17 protein-coding genes are annotated in these 15,061 nt (G+C 39.6%); 16 read left to right on the top strand and 1 reads right to left on the bottom strand.

Annotated elements, in window-relative coordinates:
- The first annotated feature begins 22 nt into the window (after nt 1-22).
- From D8Q48_RS06385 to D8Q48_RS06345, 9 genes are all read left to right on the top strand, one after another.
- Nucleotides 23-715 (top strand): Crp/Fnr family transcriptional regulator, encoded by a 693-nt coding sequence (locus D8Q48_RS06385; RefSeq protein ID WP_117989781.1) that lies wholly within the window; start codon nt 23-25, stop codon nt 713-715.
- Between the two features lie 67 nt (nt 716-782).
- Nucleotides 783-1,268: an HD domain-containing protein gene (locus D8Q48_RS06380; protein ID WP_117989782.1), complete on the top strand. Its 486-nt coding sequence runs from the start codon at nt 783-785 to the stop codon at nt 1,266-1,268.
- A gap of 249 nt (nt 1,269-1,517) precedes the next feature.
- Nucleotides 1,518-3,047, top strand: a complete 1,530-nt coding sequence (locus D8Q48_RS06375; protein WP_117989912.1) for a putative DNA modification/repair radical SAM protein — start codon at nt 1,518-1,520, stop codon at nt 3,045-3,047.
- Nucleotides 3,047-3,814: a TIGR03915 family putative DNA repair protein gene (locus D8Q48_RS06370; RefSeq protein WP_117989783.1), complete on the top strand. Its 768-nt coding sequence runs from the start codon at nt 3,047-3,049 to the stop codon at nt 3,812-3,814. The genes D8Q48_RS06375 and D8Q48_RS06370 overlap by 1 nt, the downstream gene beginning before the upstream one ends.
- Nucleotides 3,815-3,961: 147 nt before the next feature.
- On the top strand, nt 3,962-4,879 hold the full coding sequence (locus tag D8Q48_RS06365) for a 5'-nucleotidase (protein ID WP_117989784.1): 918 nt from the start codon (nt 3,962-3,964) through the stop codon (nt 4,877-4,879).
- 173 nt (nt 4,880-5,052) lie between these two features.
- On the top strand, nt 5,053-6,573 hold the full coding sequence (gene yfcC / locus D8Q48_RS06360) for a putative basic amino acid antiporter YfcC (RefSeq protein ID WP_117989785.1): 1,521 nt from the start codon (nt 5,053-5,055) through the stop codon (nt 6,571-6,573).
- A 32-nt stretch (nt 6,574-6,605) separates the two neighbouring features.
- On the top strand, nt 6,606-7,754 hold the full coding sequence (iadA, locus tag D8Q48_RS06355) for a beta-aspartyl-peptidase (RefSeq protein ID WP_121055912.1): 1,149 nt from the start codon (nt 6,606-6,608) through the stop codon (nt 7,752-7,754).
- Between the two features lie 125 nt (nt 7,755-7,879).
- Nucleotides 7,880-8,758: a LysR family transcriptional regulator gene (locus D8Q48_RS06350; RefSeq protein WP_117989787.1), complete on the top strand. Its 879-nt coding sequence runs from the start codon at nt 7,880-7,882 to the stop codon at nt 8,756-8,758.
- A 130-nt stretch (nt 8,759-8,888) separates the two neighbouring features.
- The gene (locus D8Q48_RS06345; RefSeq protein ID WP_330514454.1) at nt 8,889-9,161 is read left to right on the top strand and encodes a flavodoxin; all 273 of its coding nucleotides are present in this window, start codon (nt 8,889-8,891) and stop codon (nt 9,159-9,161) included.
- A gap of 307 nt (nt 9,162-9,468) precedes the next feature.
- Here D8Q48_RS06345 and D8Q48_RS06340 read toward each other — a convergent pair whose 3' ends face one another.
- Complete coding sequence (locus tag D8Q48_RS06340) at nt 9,469-9,705, bottom strand: helix-turn-helix transcriptional regulator (protein ID WP_005341369.1); 237 nt, start codon at nt 9,703-9,705, stop codon at nt 9,469-9,471.
- A gap of 141 nt (nt 9,706-9,846) precedes the next feature.
- On the opposite strand from D8Q48_RS06340, the gene D8Q48_RS06335 reads away from it, so the two are divergent.
- The 7 genes from D8Q48_RS06335 (at nt 9,847) to D8Q48_RS06305 (ending at nt 15,053) form a co-directional block, all read left to right on the top strand.
- Entirely contained in the window at nt 9,847-10,227 is a 381-nt protein-coding gene (locus D8Q48_RS06335) for a hypothetical protein (protein ID WP_226799356.1), read from the top strand.
- A 40-nt stretch (nt 10,228-10,267) separates the two neighbouring features.
- Nucleotides 10,268-10,600: a DUF5720 family protein gene (locus D8Q48_RS06330; RefSeq protein WP_005341391.1), complete on the top strand. Its 333-nt coding sequence runs from the start codon at nt 10,268-10,270 to the stop codon at nt 10,598-10,600.
- Between the two features lie 178 nt (nt 10,601-10,778).
- Nucleotides 10,779-11,696, top strand: a complete 918-nt coding sequence (locus tag D8Q48_RS06325) for a ParM/StbA family protein (protein WP_330514453.1) — start codon at nt 10,779-10,781, stop codon at nt 11,694-11,696.
- Entirely contained in the window at nt 11,693-11,983 is a 291-nt protein-coding gene (locus tag D8Q48_RS06320) for a plasmid segregation centromere-binding protein ParR (RefSeq protein WP_110102373.1), read from the top strand. The genes D8Q48_RS06325 and D8Q48_RS06320 overlap by 4 nt, the downstream gene beginning before the upstream one ends.
- Before the next feature lie 154 nt (nt 11,984-12,137).
- On the top strand, nt 12,138-12,728 hold the full coding sequence (locus tag D8Q48_RS06315) for a hypothetical protein (RefSeq protein WP_015513324.1): 591 nt from the start codon (nt 12,138-12,140) through the stop codon (nt 12,726-12,728).
- On the top strand, nt 12,610-14,094 hold the full coding sequence (dcm, locus tag D8Q48_RS06310; RefSeq protein ID WP_330409187.1) for a DNA (cytosine-5-)-methyltransferase: 1,485 nt from the start codon (nt 12,610-12,612) through the stop codon (nt 14,092-14,094). Before D8Q48_RS06315 ends, dcm begins: the two co-directional genes overlap by 119 nt.
- A 2-nt stretch (nt 14,095-14,096) precedes the next feature.
- Complete coding sequence (locus D8Q48_RS06305; RefSeq protein ID WP_006426990.1) at nt 14,097-15,053, top strand: amidoligase family protein; 957 nt, start codon at nt 14,097-14,099, stop codon at nt 15,051-15,053.
- Nucleotides 15,054-15,061: the final 8 nt, after the last annotated feature.

The raw sequence follows: 15,061 nt of genomic DNA, 5'->3' as shown, positions 1-15,061 counted from the left end.
ATTTCCAACAGGAGGAACAATTTTGAAAAAATTTTTACCTATTTTAAGGAACAGTCCTTTCTTTAAAGGTCTTACTGATGACGAAATATTATCCATATTGCACTGTGTAGAGGCAACAACAGTTTCAAAAGAGAGAGATTCTTATATTTTCAGAGCAGCAGATTCTACAGAAGTAATGGGACTTGTGGTGTCAGGCTGTGTTCTTGTTATCCAGGAAGACCTCTGGGGGCATCGCAATATTTTATCAAAATGTCATGCCGGTGATTTTTTCGGAGAACCATATGCGGCAAGTCCGGGTGCTGTTTTGAATATCAGTGTGGTAGCAGATGAGGACTGTGAAATTATTTTCCTAAATGTCCAGAAGCTTCTGGTTACTTGTCCAACTGCATGCGAGCATCATCAGAAGTTGATCCGTAACCTGGTCAGTGTCCTGGCAAATAAGATACTGATCTTGAACGATAAGATCACACATGTTGGCAAGCGAACGACAAGAGATAAACTATTGTCATATCTGTCAGCCGAATCCATCAGACATTCATCTTTATCCTTTGATATTCCTTTTGACCGGCAGCAGTTAGCAGATTATCTTTGTATTGACCGTGCAGCAATGTCTACGGAAATATCAAAGTTACAAAAAGAAGGTTTTATAAAAACAAATCGAAATCATTTTGAATTAACCGTTTCTAATGATACAGATTCAACTATGAAAATGTGATGTATACTACGGAAAATATTGGATTAATTAGAGAATTGTTAAAAAGTGCAAGAGGAGGAAGTTTTAGATGATAAATAAATTACATTTGGCAATGATTGAGTTATATAGAGGGGATTCAAAGAGAATTCAACATTTTTGTAAAGTGCATAGTTATGCAAAATTGATAGCAGAAACGGAAAATGTAGATAAGAAATGTTTGTTTACCATTGAAGCAGCAGCTTTGACACATGATATTGGAATTCATTTCTGTGAAGAAAAATATGGAAATTGCAGTGGAAAACTACAAGAAAAAGAAGGCCCTGCAATAGCAGAAAAGCTGCTTAGAAAATTAGGATTTGAGCAAGAGGTATCTGATCGGGTTCAGTATTTGATTGCACATCATCATACGTATAATAATATTGATGAAATTGATTATCAGATATTGGTAGAGGCTGATTTTCTGGTGAATATTATGGAGGATGGTTTATCGAAAGAAGCTGCTTTAAAAGCCTATCATAATATTTTCAAAACAGCATGTGGAAAAATGATTTGCAAGGAAATGTTTGATATCTGATATGACAAGATGGAGTGTAATAAATAAAACAGTAGATAGATGTTTTTCAGAAGGATGATAAAGGATGGAGGTAAAAATGATTATCAGAAAAGCGAAAGAAAGACAAATGGAATATATATTGGCAGAAAATAATATGCAGGAATAGAAAAAGATGGAATTAAGACTATTATGCTATTTTTGAATAATTGCACAAGAACATTCGTTCGGAAAATACTTGCATTATCGAACGAATGTTTGTATAATAAAAATATGAATACAGAAATTGTGAATAGTAATTATACAACACAGGAAAAGCTGCAGATTCTTGCTGACGCAGCAAAATATGATGTGGCGTGTACATCAAGCGGATCAAGCCGGCGGGGAAAGAAAGGGGAGCTCGGCAATGCAGAGGCATGCGGCATTTGTCATAGTTTTGCGGCAGATGGCAGATGTATCTCGTTGCTTAAGATTTTGATGACGAACCATTGTGCTTATGATTGCAAGTATTGTATTAATCGCAAGAGCAATGATGTAAAACGGGCTACTTTTACTCCAGAAGAAATCTGCGATTTAACAGTAGAATTTTATAAGCGTAATTATATCGAAGGTCTGTTTTTGAGTTCCGGAATCTTAAAGAATCCGACTTATACGATGGAGAAGATGTGCGAGACGTTATTGCTGCTTCGAACAAAATATCATTTTAATGGTTATATTCATATTAAGACCATTCCGGGGGCTTCGGACGAGTTACTTGCGGCAGCAGGTTATCTTGCGGATCGTATCAGTGTCAATCTTGAATTACCAACGGAGGAAGGACTGCATACGTTGGCTCCAAACAAGACCATGAAGAACATTCTGAATCCTATGGGGAAGGTGCAGAGCACAATCGCATCTCACAGAATGGCAATTGGAAAGTCAGCATATATGGATCGAAGTGGAGGAAATAAGTTTTTAAATGCAAGTATTTTTTCTGCTGCTTCGAAAAAGCATTTTTCTGAGTGCTTGAATGTTCAGAAGAATGATACAGCAATTTTTCGGGATTCTCAGATGAATCGATTAGAATCTTATAAAAGATATACCTCACTGGAACATGCATTGACTTTGGAGAATGCGAACCAGTTGGCACCTCGTGATATGTCATGTTTGAAGCGCAGTTTTGCTCCGGCCGGACAGAGCACACAGATGATCATTGGTGCGACAGGTGAGAGTGACTATACGTTGTTGCAGACAACTCAGGCATTGTATCAGGGCTTTGATTTGAAGCGAGTCTTTTATTCAGCATACATTCCTTTGAACGAAGACAAGCTATTGCCGGAGCTAGGAACGCCACCACCGCTTTTACGTGAGCACAGATTATATCAGGCTGATTGGCTACTTCGATTTTATGGGTTTCAGGCAGGAGAATTATTGTCTTTAGAGCAGCCGAATTTCAATGAAATGATTGATCCGAAGTGCGATTGGGCATTGCGCCATTTGGATCAGTTTCCAGTAGAAATAGAAAAAGCAAATTATGCTACACTGCTTCGTGTTCCGGGAATCGGGCCTAAATCAGCGAGTCGTATCACCTATGCAAGGCGCTATGGCAGACTTGATTATGATAGTCTAAAGAAGATGGGAGTAGTATTAAAGCGTGCACATTATTTCATCACGTGTGGTGGGAAACAGATGTACCATACTCCTATTGAGGCATCCTATATTATGCGTCAACTAATTAGTGTAGACACGAAGGATATATGGAACACACAACATGCAAATGAATCATTTACTCAGATGACGTTGACAGATTTTGGAGTATGCTAATGAAGATTTTTACTTGTAAAGACCGTTTGGAAGATATCATGACCTGCATCTATGATGCTTGGGCTGAAGCCTTGCGGATTGGCCACAACCAAATACAATTAATGAAAGAACCAGTATTTCAACAAACGATATTGGATGAATATGTTCATGTAGACCAAGATCTTTCCAAAGCAGAAAAAGTAATTCGCTCGATTCGGAGAGATATTTCGGATGAAGCATATCTGAATATCTATCTGGCGACTTTGTCCGATGAGGAAGATGCACTGCAGACAATTTATAATTTCCTTCGTGTCGGATTCAAGATTGGAGAGAGTGTATTACGGCAATATGCGAATCCGTATGTGATGCGGATACTGGAATTGCGGCGTAAAGTGTCCAATGAGAGCCATCATTTTAGAGAGTTTGCACGATTTGAGCGGTTGAACTCAGGCAATGTTTATGTCAGCCATCTAGAGCCGAAAAGTGATGTCATTATGCTGGTAGGCAGACATTTTGCAGATCGTATGCCTTCAGAGCATTGGATGATTATAGATGATAATCGCAAAACGGCCTGTGTTCACTCAAAAGACGGAGAGAACTACCTGCGATATCTGACAGATGAAGAATTTCAAACATTGAGAAAGACAGAAGATTATGAGGATGAGTATACAGATATGTGGAAGACCTTCTTTCACGCGATTGCGATAGATGAACGAAAGAATTATGTATGTCAGCGTAATTTATTTCCGTTGTGGAAAAGAAAACATGCAGTGGAATTCAAAAAATAGATTGGAAATTTGTTGATATTACAGTAAGAATGTATAAAAACATAATCTGTTCTTATACATTTTTACTTGTAACTCGTAAGGCCGAAACGTATAATGTAAGAAAGTTGTGAGTGATATACGATTCTTTTCATGAACGGAGGTTATAAAATGCCGTATGATTTATCAAAACCTCTTGTAATAGGGATTAGTTCAAGAGCTTTATTTAATCTTGAGCAGGAGAATAAAATATTCGAAGAACAAGGTGTTGAAGCGTATGAAGCTTATCAGGTAGCACATGAGAATGAGATTCTTCAAAAGGGTGCAGCATTTCAATTGATCAAAGCATTTTTAGAGCTGAATAATACAGAATTTGGAAGATTGGTGGAAGTGATTATTATGTCTCGAAATAATGCCAATACATGTCTTCGTATTTTTAATTCTATACAGTATTATGGCTTGGATATTACGAGAGCTACGTTGACAAGCGGTGCAGAAATAGCTCCTTATTTAAAGGCTTTTAAGACAGATTTGTTTTTGTCAGCGAATTCAGATGATGTACAGTCGGCAATCAATTATGGGATTGCTGCAGGTCGTATTCTTACGGGTGAAGCACATGCTGATCCGAAGCAAAAGATTGATCAGATCCGTATTGCTTTTGACGGAGATGCAGTATTATTTTCTGCTGAATCTGAAAAGATTTTCCAGAAGAATGGAATACAGGCATTTGAAGAGCATGAGAAAGCAAATGCGAATACGCCGATGGCGAAAGGTCCTTTTGCTAATTTCCTGACAAAATTGTCTTATGTGCAGCAGATGTTTAAAGAAAAAGATATTCAGCCGATCCGAACAGCACTTGTCACATCAAGAAATGCTCCTGCGCATGAACGTGCAGTGAAAACACTCCGCAATTGGGGTGTATCCATTAATGAAGCATTTTTCCTTGGTGGAGTCAGCAAGACAGAAATACTTGCGGCATTTGGTGCACATATCTTTTTTGATGATCAGGATATACATACAGAAGCAGCTTCGGCGGTTGTTCCGGCGGCCACAGTGCCTTATCGGGATGGAGATAATCCGAAAGAGTAAAACGCTTTATATTATTTGAATGTTGGCATTAGTAGAGCCAAACCCCATCTTTTGGTGTATAAAAATACAGAAAAACAACATAAAATTGATAAAATATGTAAATTTTTAGTTGGATTTTAAGTATTCTATGGTACACTGATATAGTATATCAAAAATGGGAGGGAGACTCAAAAATGAGCAAAAAAGAAGGAAAAGGGTTAAAGTCTTTTAACAAGGGATTTCAAGTGCCTGACACTTACATTATTATCTTTCTGGTAGTTGTTGTCGCAGCACTTCTGACTTTCCTTGTACCAAAGGGATTTTACGAAACACAGGATATTTCGTATATGATCAATGGGGTTGAGAAAACCCGTACAGTAATCAAAGACGGAAGTTTCCAGTATCTGACAGATGATGCGGGGAACGTAGTAACGGAAGGAGTAGCACTCTTTAGCGGAGATGGCGGAACAGGATTCTTTAATTATATGTATAACGGAATCGTAAGTAGTTCTGCAATCGAGATTATCGCATTCCTTATGGTAGTAGGTGGTGCATTTGGTATCATGATACGTACAGGTGCGATTGAATCTGGATTGATCGGATTGATCCGTAAAGCAAAGGGAGCAGAAAAACTACTGATTCCGGTACTTTTCGTACTGTTTTCTCTTGGGGGAGCAGTTTTCGGTATGGGAGAAGAAGCACTTCCGTTTACTATGATTCTTTGTCCGTTGTTTGTAGCGGTTGGATATGATTCAGTTATTGCAGTTCTTGTTACTTATGTTGCAACACAGATTGGTTTCGGTTCATCTTGGATGAATCCATTCTCTGTAGGTATTGCGCAGGGTATTGCAGGTATTGATGTATTCTCCGGAGCAGGATTCCGTATGGTAATGTGGGTAGTATTTACAGCACTTGGCTGTGGAATGACTATGTTCTATGCATCAAAGATTAAAAAGACTCCGACGATATCAATCGCATATAAGACGGATTCATATTTCCGTGAGCAGAATGAAAAAACAGGAATTGACGAAGGACATTCATTTGGTCTTGGACACATTTTAGTTCTTCTGACACTGGCTGCTACAGTTGTATGGGTAATTTGGGGAGTTATGACTCAAGGATACTACATGCCAGAGATTGCTACACAGTTCTTCATTATGGGAATTGTTTCCGGTGTGATCGGAGTTATCTTTAAGCTGAACGATATGAGATTGAATGATATTGCAACTTCTTTCAAAGATGGAGCAAAAGACCTGATCGGTGCAGCACTTGTTGTTGCTATGGCTCAGGGTATCATGCAGGTTCTTGGAGGATCTGATCCGACAACACCTACCGTTATCAATACAATTATGTATAATATTTCAAATGCACTGTCTGGAGTTTCCGGAGCAGTTGCAGCAGTACTTATGTATCTGTTCCAGTCCATATTCAATTTCTTTGTTGTATCCGGAACAGGACAGGCTGCAATTACAATGCCGATTATGGCTCCATTGTCAGATTTATTAGGTGTTTCACGTCAGACAGCTGTAGTTGCATTCCAGCTTGGTGATGCATTTACAAACCTGATCGTTCCTACATCCGGATGTCTGATTGGATCTCTTGCGATTGCAAAGATTGAGTGGTCTAACTGGGTTAAATTCATGTGGAAATTCCTTGGCGTCTTAATGATAGGTGCAATCATTACAATTCTTATTGCAGTTGGAATTGGATTCTAAAACATGCATTTGGTAATTGGGAGGGGTTTATGATGAAATTAATTCAGAATATTGATGTTTATGCCCCACAGCATCTGGGGAAAAAAGATGTACTTACAATCAATGATAAGATTGTCAAGATTAAAGATGCAGGTTCTATATCCACAGACGGATTTCTTTCTGAGGCAGAAATAATCAATGGAGAGGGGTTACTTTTAACTCCAGGATTCATTGATAGTCATGTTCATGTACTCGGAGGCGGTGGCGAAGGTGGATTCGCCAATCGTACTCCGGAAGCAACTATGGAAGGACTTACGAAATTTGGAGTAACAACAGTTGTGGGCTGTCTTGGAACAGATGGAATCGGTCGTGATATGTGTGCACTGGTTGCAAAGACAAAAGGATTGAATGAGCAGGGAATGTCTGCATACTGTTATACAGGCAGTTATCAGATTCCGGTTCGCACGTTGACTGACAGTATAGTGAAAGATATTATGATGATTCAGGAAATCGTTGGAACCGGAGAAATCGCGATTTCTGATCATCGTTCTTCACAGCCGACTTTTGAGGAATTTGCACGTGTCATTGCGGATACAAGACTTGGTGGTGTTCTATCCGGGAAAGCTGGCATTGTAAATGTTCATCTTGGCGACAGTCCGAGATGCTTAGATCTTATTGAACGAGTGGTAGATGAGACAGAGATACCGGCTTCTCAAATACTGCCAACACACATCAATCGAAATGAGATGCTTTTTGGCAAGTCGATTGAGTATGCGCTAAAAGGCGGAGCAGTAGACTTTACCGGAAATGAAGATATTGATTATTGGGAAACTATCTGTGATGAGGTGCGTGTATGTAATGGTATCAAACGGATGTTAGATGCAGGCGTGAATCCTGACCGCATGACAATCTCTTCTGATGGACAGGGAAGCCTTCCGATGTATAGTAGTGATGGCGAATTTCTTGGAATGGGCGTTGGACAGTCCAGCTGTCTTCTGAAGGAAGTAAAGGAATGTGTATTTAAAACAGAAATTCCTTTAGAAATAGCTATTTCTACAATTACATCTAATCCAGCAGATATTCTTCACCTTAAAGGAAAAGGGAAGGTTGAAGAAGGCTATGATGCTGATCTTTGTATTCTTGACCAGGAACTTCAGATTGTTGAAGTAATTGCAAAAGGGAATACAGTTTATACAAAATAAAGTATATGGATGTTAGAAGCATCAGTCCTTCAGTTGACTGGTGCTTTTTTGAAAGAATTTCAGGAATAAATGAATATTTCTGAAGGTATACTGGTTCTTGAAAAATTTTGTAGGAATATAAAAATATGGAATTAAGACTATTACGCTATTTTTTGACAGTAGCAAAAGAACAGAGCTTTACAAAAGCAGCAGAACAATTGCATATTACCCAGCCAACGCTTTCCAGACAAATGGCAGCATTTGAAGAGGAGCTAGGAGTAGCATTATTTATTCGAAACGGGAAGAAAATATCACTTACTGATGAGGGAATTCTATTAAAAAGACGTGCCTTGGAGATCCTCAATCTTGAGGAAAGGACGCTTGAGGAACTGAAAGGAAAAGAAGAGGTTGTAGAGGGAAGTATAACCATTGGATGTGGTGAATTTGCGGCAGTAAAAACATTGGCGAAAATATGCAAAACATATAAAGAAAAATACCCACTGGTTCAGATTGCGCTTCATACTGCAACAGCAGATGCAGTGTATGAGATGATGAACAAAGGACTTGTAGATATTGCATTATTCATGGAGCCGGTGGACACCGAAGGGCTGGATTATATTAGGATCACAGATTGCGATCACTGGTGTGTCGGAATGCGGCCGGATGATCCGCTGGCAGAAAAAGAGTTTATAAAAAAAGAAGATCTTATTGGAAAGCCCTTGATCCTGCCAGAAAGAATGAACGTTCAAAGTGAACTTGCCAACTGGTTTGGGAAAGACTTTTCAAAATTACAGATTGCTTTTACGAGTAATCTTGGAACGAATGCCGGAGTTATGGCGGCAAATGGACTAGGCTATCCAGTATCGATCGAAGGTGCTGCAAAGTATTGGCGAGAGGATATTCTTGTACAGCGAAGAATTTCTCCTGAAATCACGACAAGCACTGTGATTGCCTGGAGACGAAATATCCCATATTCGCTGGCAATCCGTAAAATGATAGAAGAAATAAATGCTTTTCAGGCATAAAACAAAATTCAATATAAGCATTAGACATAATGAAGTGATAGAGCTTAAAATAGATGTGTAAGATGAATGTAAATCTTATACATCTATTTTTTTTTCTGTGAAAAATACGTAAGGAAAGAGGTTTTGTATTATGTGTAAAAAATTAGTCGCATTTTTCAGTGCAAGTGGAACAACAAAAAAAGTAGCAGAGATGATCGCAGAGGAAGCAAAAGCAGATTTATTTGAGATTGAGCCGAAGATTCCATATACAAAGGCTGATCTTGACTGGATGGATAAAAAATCCAGAAGCAGTGTGGAAATGAGTGATAAGAAATACAGACCAGAGATTATGAAAAAAGAAATGGATATGAGTTCTTATAATGAGATCCTTCTTGGATTTCCTAAAATGGAGTACAGTTTATAGTAGTGTATAGCGTGTACCAAGTTATAATTATGGGGTTGAAAATAACAGTATACACAGATAATGTGGAAAAATGTGTATGACGTTTATATAGAAAATAACATTGAAAAAGAAATTCAAGAATGGGTAAATTCATTAAATTTAAAATAGAATAATAATTACATGAGTGACAGAAGATAAGAATCTGAATTCCCTGTCACTTTTATATTATTTGATAAGAAAAAAGAACTGGTTTATATCCGATAAGAATATAGACTGGTTCTTATTTTTAATATGCTATTATATACACAGGGAGTCGGGGAATGTCGAACTATAGCAAGCCGGAAAAGAAAGCATTGATATCGGTATGAAAGAGTTTTGCAAGTGCAACTAATTCAGATGCCTTAATGTTCATGCGATTTGTTTCCAGTTTGGCATAGGTACTTTTGGTGATGGAGATACCCATAAGATTTAATTTTGCAACTACTTGGTCTTGAGTCATATTGTTTTTATATCGAATTGCTTGGATATTTTTACCAATATCCATATCTGGTCTAATCTTTTGCATAATGATGAACTCCCCTTATAAAATAAAAAGTTTCGTAATACAGAAACATATATATTGATTCTAAAGAATTTAAATTTTATAATGTTTCGTAATAAGGAATTATTTTTAACAGGAAGAGGTAAAAGTATAATGGATGTGGAGATGGAAAAGAGAAAATTTTTAAATCTATGTGGCAAAAGAGATCGAGCATTATTGTCAGGTGAAAAAAGAATGACATTGGGGGATATGGAACGATTGACATATCTGACAGAATTTTTTGAACTGGAGAACTATGGAATCGCCTTATGGAAAGAATTTGGTGATGATGTAAAAGAGCCATTTGAAGCGATGATGAAAATGTTAGATGAGCCGGAGTGCATAGAAGATCGATGGCTTGATGACGAAGCAAAAGGGGAAAAGTGGTTGTTAGAATTTCAGGAACTGGCATTAACGGAAGAATACAGGGAATGGATTCGAAATTATATCGATAAAAAATATGAAGAAAGAGGATTACCATATCCGACAGGAGCAGACTTCGATTAAGAGGTCTGCTTTTTTCTGGTCTTTTGGGAGGTGATAAGAGGTGGAAGTAAGTATTTATGAACTCTTGGCGGCAGCAAGAGAATCGGCTAAATCTGATTATATAAAAGGGGACAGCATTTTGTGTGAGAAGAGATTTCATCCAGATACCCATTACATGGTAGAAATAGAACTGCTGAAAAATGATAACAAGCTGGGAAAAAAGGGCAATTATATACGGAAGTTTTTGACAGAACCGGAGTATCTTCCCATTTTACAAAAGCAGGAAAAACATCTCATAAAAATAAAAAGACAGGCAATTGTTCAAAAAGGAAACTTGCGATATATCCCTCCCCCGGACAGGCTGGACCGCCGCCGGGAGAGGGATCTTTTATAACCGGCTGGGAAGGAACAGTAGTGTTCCTCTGGCGATAGTGGTATAAAAAAGCCAGATTTTCCGCAGGTTTTGGGACGCTGGAACATAGAAAAGTGTTCACGAATGGCACTTTTGCAACGATCCGTTGCAGCAGTGACAACATTTTTGACCTTACGTTAAACAGAAAAAATGAAAGGATGTGATTGCGATAATCATAGGAATTGATCATGGCTATTATGCCATTAAAACAAGACAAGTGTCTTTCCCAAGTGGAATTATTGGGTATGATTACGAGCCGTATACCATGCAGAATGTTCTGCAATATCAAGGAAAGTATTATGTCTGCGGTACGGGAAGACAGACGCTGGTAAAAAATAAAACGTCAAATGATAATTATTATCTGCTGACGTTGGCAGCCATTGCAGAAGAAATCAAGCATCGGAAAGCGGAACGAAAGACAGAGGTAATTCTGGCTGTTGGACTTCCGCTTTCAAGTTTTGGAAGAGAGAAACAGGGATTCAGGGAGTATCTGTTGCGGAAAGAGCAGCCAGTGCGATTTTTATATGAAAGTGAGTTATATGAGATAACAATAAAAGATGTGAAACTGTTCCCACAGGGATACTCTGCGCTTGCTCTGCATCCAGAGTATCTGAAGAATGAACCGTCTGTTCTGCTTGTTGATATTGGTGGCTGGACCGTTGACCTTATGAGGCTGGACAATGCTGTTCCGAATGCAGCAACGTGCAGAAGTCTGGAACTTGGAGTAATCCGATGTATTGATGAGACAGCAGAACAAGTGTGTAGAAATACCGGACTGTCTGTGACAGAAACTCAAATTGAGCGTGTGCTTCGGGGAGAATCTTGCAGTATGGCAGAAGAGGCCAGACGGATCATACAGGAAAACGGACGGAAATATATAGAAAGAATACTGTCTGCGGTGACAGAATCCGGGTTTGATCTCCGGGCAGTACCCACCGTATTTATGGGGGGAGGCTCTGCAATTTTAAAACGCCACGTGACCACACAGGACGCGATTTGCCGCCCCGTTTTTATAGAGGACGTCCATGCCAACGCAACAGGGTATGAACGGATTGTACAGCAGATGTGGGCGAGATGACACGCCCTGTGTATTCGTTCCGCCCGAATCTGAAAAAACCAGAACACCAAAGGGCATGGGAGAAATTTCAAAGTGTTCCAGAAGGGCAGAAAAGCCAGTATCTGGTTCAGGCAATTCTGGAAAAAGAGGATCGAAAATGGCTGGAAGAAGTCATTCAAAAGACGATAAAAGAAAGTGTTCGAGAATTAGGAATATGTGGCACTACGGAACAATCGACAACGAACCCATCATCGGAAGAAATACCAGATCAGATGATGGATTTTCTATCTCAAATGGAAAATTTGTAAAGGGGGTGAGGCCTATGATTGCACGATACATACATTGTTGGATCTGCTAGGGGTAAGGCATAAAATGCATCGTTATCTTTGGTGGGTATTGTGAATAGCTTTCCATGCGGCTTTGGAGTATGTTGTGTGTAGCGAAAGAGAAAGGAGAAAGGTTATGGCAGAAATGAAAAATATCTGCGGAAAGATCCCGATGGACTTACATGAGAAAGTAAGAGAAGAGATTGAACTCACAGAAAGCAGCACACAAAAATTTTTACAACAGGTCATTGAAGAACATTTCAACAGACTGGAAGGAAAAGGAGAAATAAGCATGGGAGCAGTAAGAACAGTAGCAGTACAGGTATCAGAGGAATTATTCCAGAGATTAAAAGTAGTCATCGGAAAGAAACACATGAAACAGAAAGACTTCTTAATTCAGATTATAGAAGAAGCACTGGAAAAGGCAGAGGCCGAATGGCAAAGCAAAGATCAGCCTGAAGAATCCGAACAGACAATTGGAGAATTGGGAACAGAAGAAACACAACCGGAAGAAAGCACTGAGCCGGAAAGGGACAGCGAACCAGAAGAGGAAAGCGAACCAGATGGAGAGAGCGAACCGAAAGAGGAAAACGAACCAGAAGGGGAGAGTGAACCGAAAGAGGAAAACGAACCAGAAGGGGACAGCGAACCGGAAGAGGAAACTGAACCAGAAAGAGAAACTGATCTGGAAGAAGAAACCAAAACAGAAGAACCAACAGAATGGTAACCAATTGATACAGAATAACGAAGGGCGGTATGAGAAATCATGCCGCCTGTTTTTATCAGCAAAAAGGAGGTTGATAGCCGCAACCATTCAATTTTTTGATCTCTTTAGCGGAATCGGGGGATTCCGTGAAGGCTTAAGACGGGCAGGAAACTTTGTCTGTGTCGGACATTGCGAGGTGGATACTTATGCGGATAAGAACTACCGATTGCTGTTTGACACAGAAGGGGAGTGGTATTGTAGTGATGCAAGAACAATTGAACCAGAACGAATGCCAGATTTTGATTTACTCTGTGCAGGATTTCCTTGCCAGGCATTCTCTATCGCCGGAAAGCGAGAAGGATTTGCTGACGCAAGAGGAACTCTCTTTTTTGAAATTGCCCGGATTCTTGAAGCTAAAAGACCATCGTATTTTATCCTTGAAAATGTTCCCGGTTTGTTATCGCATGACAAAGGCCGGACGTTTTGCACCATCCTCAGTACGCTTTCTGAACTGGGGTATCATGTCGAATGGAAAGTGCTTAACAGCAAGGATTTCGGAGTCCCCCAAGCAAGAAAGCGGGTGTATATTGTCGGATATCTTGATTTCCGATGTGCCGGAAAAGTATTACCTGAACCAGAAACAAATGGAGCAGCTCTTGTTCAAATCCGGGCAGGAAGTCAGGGAAAAAGAGTCTACAGTCCAAAAGGATTAAGCTGTACCCTGACATCACAAGCCGGAGGAATGGGTGGAAAGACAGGATTATATGATGTGGGTGTTCCAATTAAAGAAAATACAAAGCTCGGCTACAAACTTGCAAGAGAGGGTGACAGCATCGATTTAGGCTATGCGAATCTCAACAGCAGGAGAGGAAGAGTCGGACATCAGATAGCACACACCCTGACTACAGGTATCCAACAGGGAACACTTCATTTTGTAGATTTGTCTCCGCCACCACTGGTAACTGAAGAATGCAGAAGCCTTAATACCCGACAATGTGGAATCCATAAATACAAAGGAGAATGTTCCGGCGTATTAAGTGAAGAAGGGGCAAGAGCAGTCCTTACACCAGCCAAAGAAAATGTCCGTCAGAACGGCAGACGCATGAAAGAACCAGAAGAACCGATGTTTACAATTACTGCAACCGATCGTCATGGCATCTTGTATCACGGAAGAATAAGAAGATTAGTTCCAAGGGAATGTCTGCGACTGCAGGGGTATTATGATTGGCAAATAAATAAAATCATAGACAGCACTTCTGATGCACAGCTTTATAAACAGGCTGGAAACGGAGTAACTGTCAATGTTATCGAGGCAATTGGCAGATTGTTACAAAAGGCAGACTCCGAACTCAACACACAGGAAGTGTCTGAGAAAGGAATCCATTAGGCATGATCGGTATAAAAGACCAATACTTTGGCACAGAAATCGAGATGACAGGAATTACCAGACAACGTGCTGCAGAAGTTGTTGCTGAAATGTTTGGAACAGAAGCATATTATGACGGCACTACTTATGGAGTCTGGTCAGTGATAGATTTGGAAGGAAAAAAGTGGAAATTTATGTCTGATGGGAGCATTTATACACAACGAAAAGTATACGGTCGAATTGTAGACGCAGGTGGAGAATATTCAACAGAAATGGTATCTCCGAAATTATCCTATGATGAAATGGGTAAGTTACAGGAAGTAGTACGATGTCTGCGACAGCATGGCGGTTTTGTAAATGAGTCCTGTGGTCAGCATGTTCATGTAGATGCATCGAATCATACACCGCAGAGTCTGAAAAATGCACTGACAATTATGTATGCAAAGGAAGATATTCTGTTCAAAGCACTGAAAGTGCAGGAGAGAAGAGCAAATAGTTATTGTCAGAGGGTGCGACCGGAGGTATTGGAGAAAATCCGAAAAATACCAAATAAATCAATCACAATGGACCGAGTAAGAAATGTCTGGTATGGAGGCAGGGATGGAAGTCATACCCATTATGATCATACCCGTTATTATGCTCTGAATCTTCATGCTGTGTTTTCAAAAGGAACTTTGGAATGGCGCTGTTTTGAAAGCACACTTCATGCAGGAAAGGTAAGAGCAAATATTACTCTGGCATTAGCCATTTCCGCACAGGCGATCAATCAGAGATCGACACAGATGAAAAAGACACTGATATCAGAAAATCCAGCATTTACATTTCGTACATTTTTATTGAGACTTGGGTTAATTGGAGACGAATATAAAAATGTCCGAAAACATTTGCTGGCAAATCTGGATGGTGATCTTGCGTGGAGATATGATAAAAGCACGTATGAGTGTTTGAAGAAAAATCAAAGGACAGAAGGAGTCAGATAGAGGTGAGA

The sequence above is a fragment of the Ruminococcus sp. B05 genome (assembly GCF_003628495.1).
In the GTDB taxonomy this organism is placed as follows: domain Bacteria; phylum Bacillota; class Clostridia; order Lachnospirales; family Lachnospiraceae; genus Schaedlerella; species Schaedlerella hominis.
Note: the sequence above shows the minus strand (reverse complement) of the source record. Positions and strands in the feature narration are given on the sequence as shown.

What these genes read in the sequence shown, in the direction of transcription:
- D8Q48_RS06320 (WP_110102373.1), top strand. Translation starts at nt 11,693, where the DNA reads ATGACACGCCCTGTGTATTCGTTCCGCCCGAATCTGAAAAAACCAGAA.
- D8Q48_RS06335 (WP_226799356.1), top strand. Translation starts at nt 9,847, where the DNA reads ATGGAAAAGAGAAAATTTTTAAATCTATGTGGCAAAAGAGATCGAGCA.
- D8Q48_RS06340 (WP_005341369.1), bottom strand. Translation starts at nt 9,705, where the DNA reads ATGCAAAAGATTAGACCAGATATGGATATTGGTAAAAATATCCAAGCA.
- D8Q48_RS06315 (WP_015513324.1), top strand. Translation starts at nt 12,138, where the DNA reads ATGGCAGAAATGAAAAATATCTGCGGAAAGATCCCGATGGACTTACAT.
- D8Q48_RS06370 (WP_117989783.1), top strand. Translation starts at nt 3,047, where the DNA reads ATGAAGATTTTTACTTGTAAAGACCGTTTGGAAGATATCATGACCTGC.
- D8Q48_RS06365 (WP_117989784.1), top strand. Translation starts at nt 3,962, where the DNA reads ATGCCGTATGATTTATCAAAACCTCTTGTAATAGGGATTAGTTCAAGA.
- yfcC (WP_117989785.1), top strand. Translation starts at nt 5,053, where the DNA reads ATGAGCAAAAAAGAAGGAAAAGGGTTAAAGTCTTTTAACAAGGGATTT.
- D8Q48_RS06375 (WP_117989912.1), top strand. Translation starts at nt 1,518, where the DNA reads ATGAATACAGAAATTGTGAATAGTAATTATACAACACAGGAAAAGCTG.
- D8Q48_RS06345 (WP_330514454.1), top strand. Translation starts at nt 8,889, where the DNA reads ATGTGTAAAAAATTAGTCGCATTTTTCAGTGCAAGTGGAACAACAAAA.
- iadA (WP_121055912.1), top strand. Translation starts at nt 6,606, where the DNA reads ATGAAATTAATTCAGAATATTGATGTTTATGCCCCACAGCATCTGGGG.
- D8Q48_RS06305 (WP_006426990.1), top strand. Translation starts at nt 14,097, where the DNA reads ATGATCGGTATAAAAGACCAATACTTTGGCACAGAAATCGAGATGACA.
- D8Q48_RS06380 (WP_117989782.1), top strand. Translation starts at nt 783, where the DNA reads ATGATAAATAAATTACATTTGGCAATGATTGAGTTATATAGAGGGGAT.
- D8Q48_RS06350 (WP_117989787.1), top strand. Translation starts at nt 7,880, where the DNA reads ATGGAATTAAGACTATTACGCTATTTTTTGACAGTAGCAAAAGAACAG.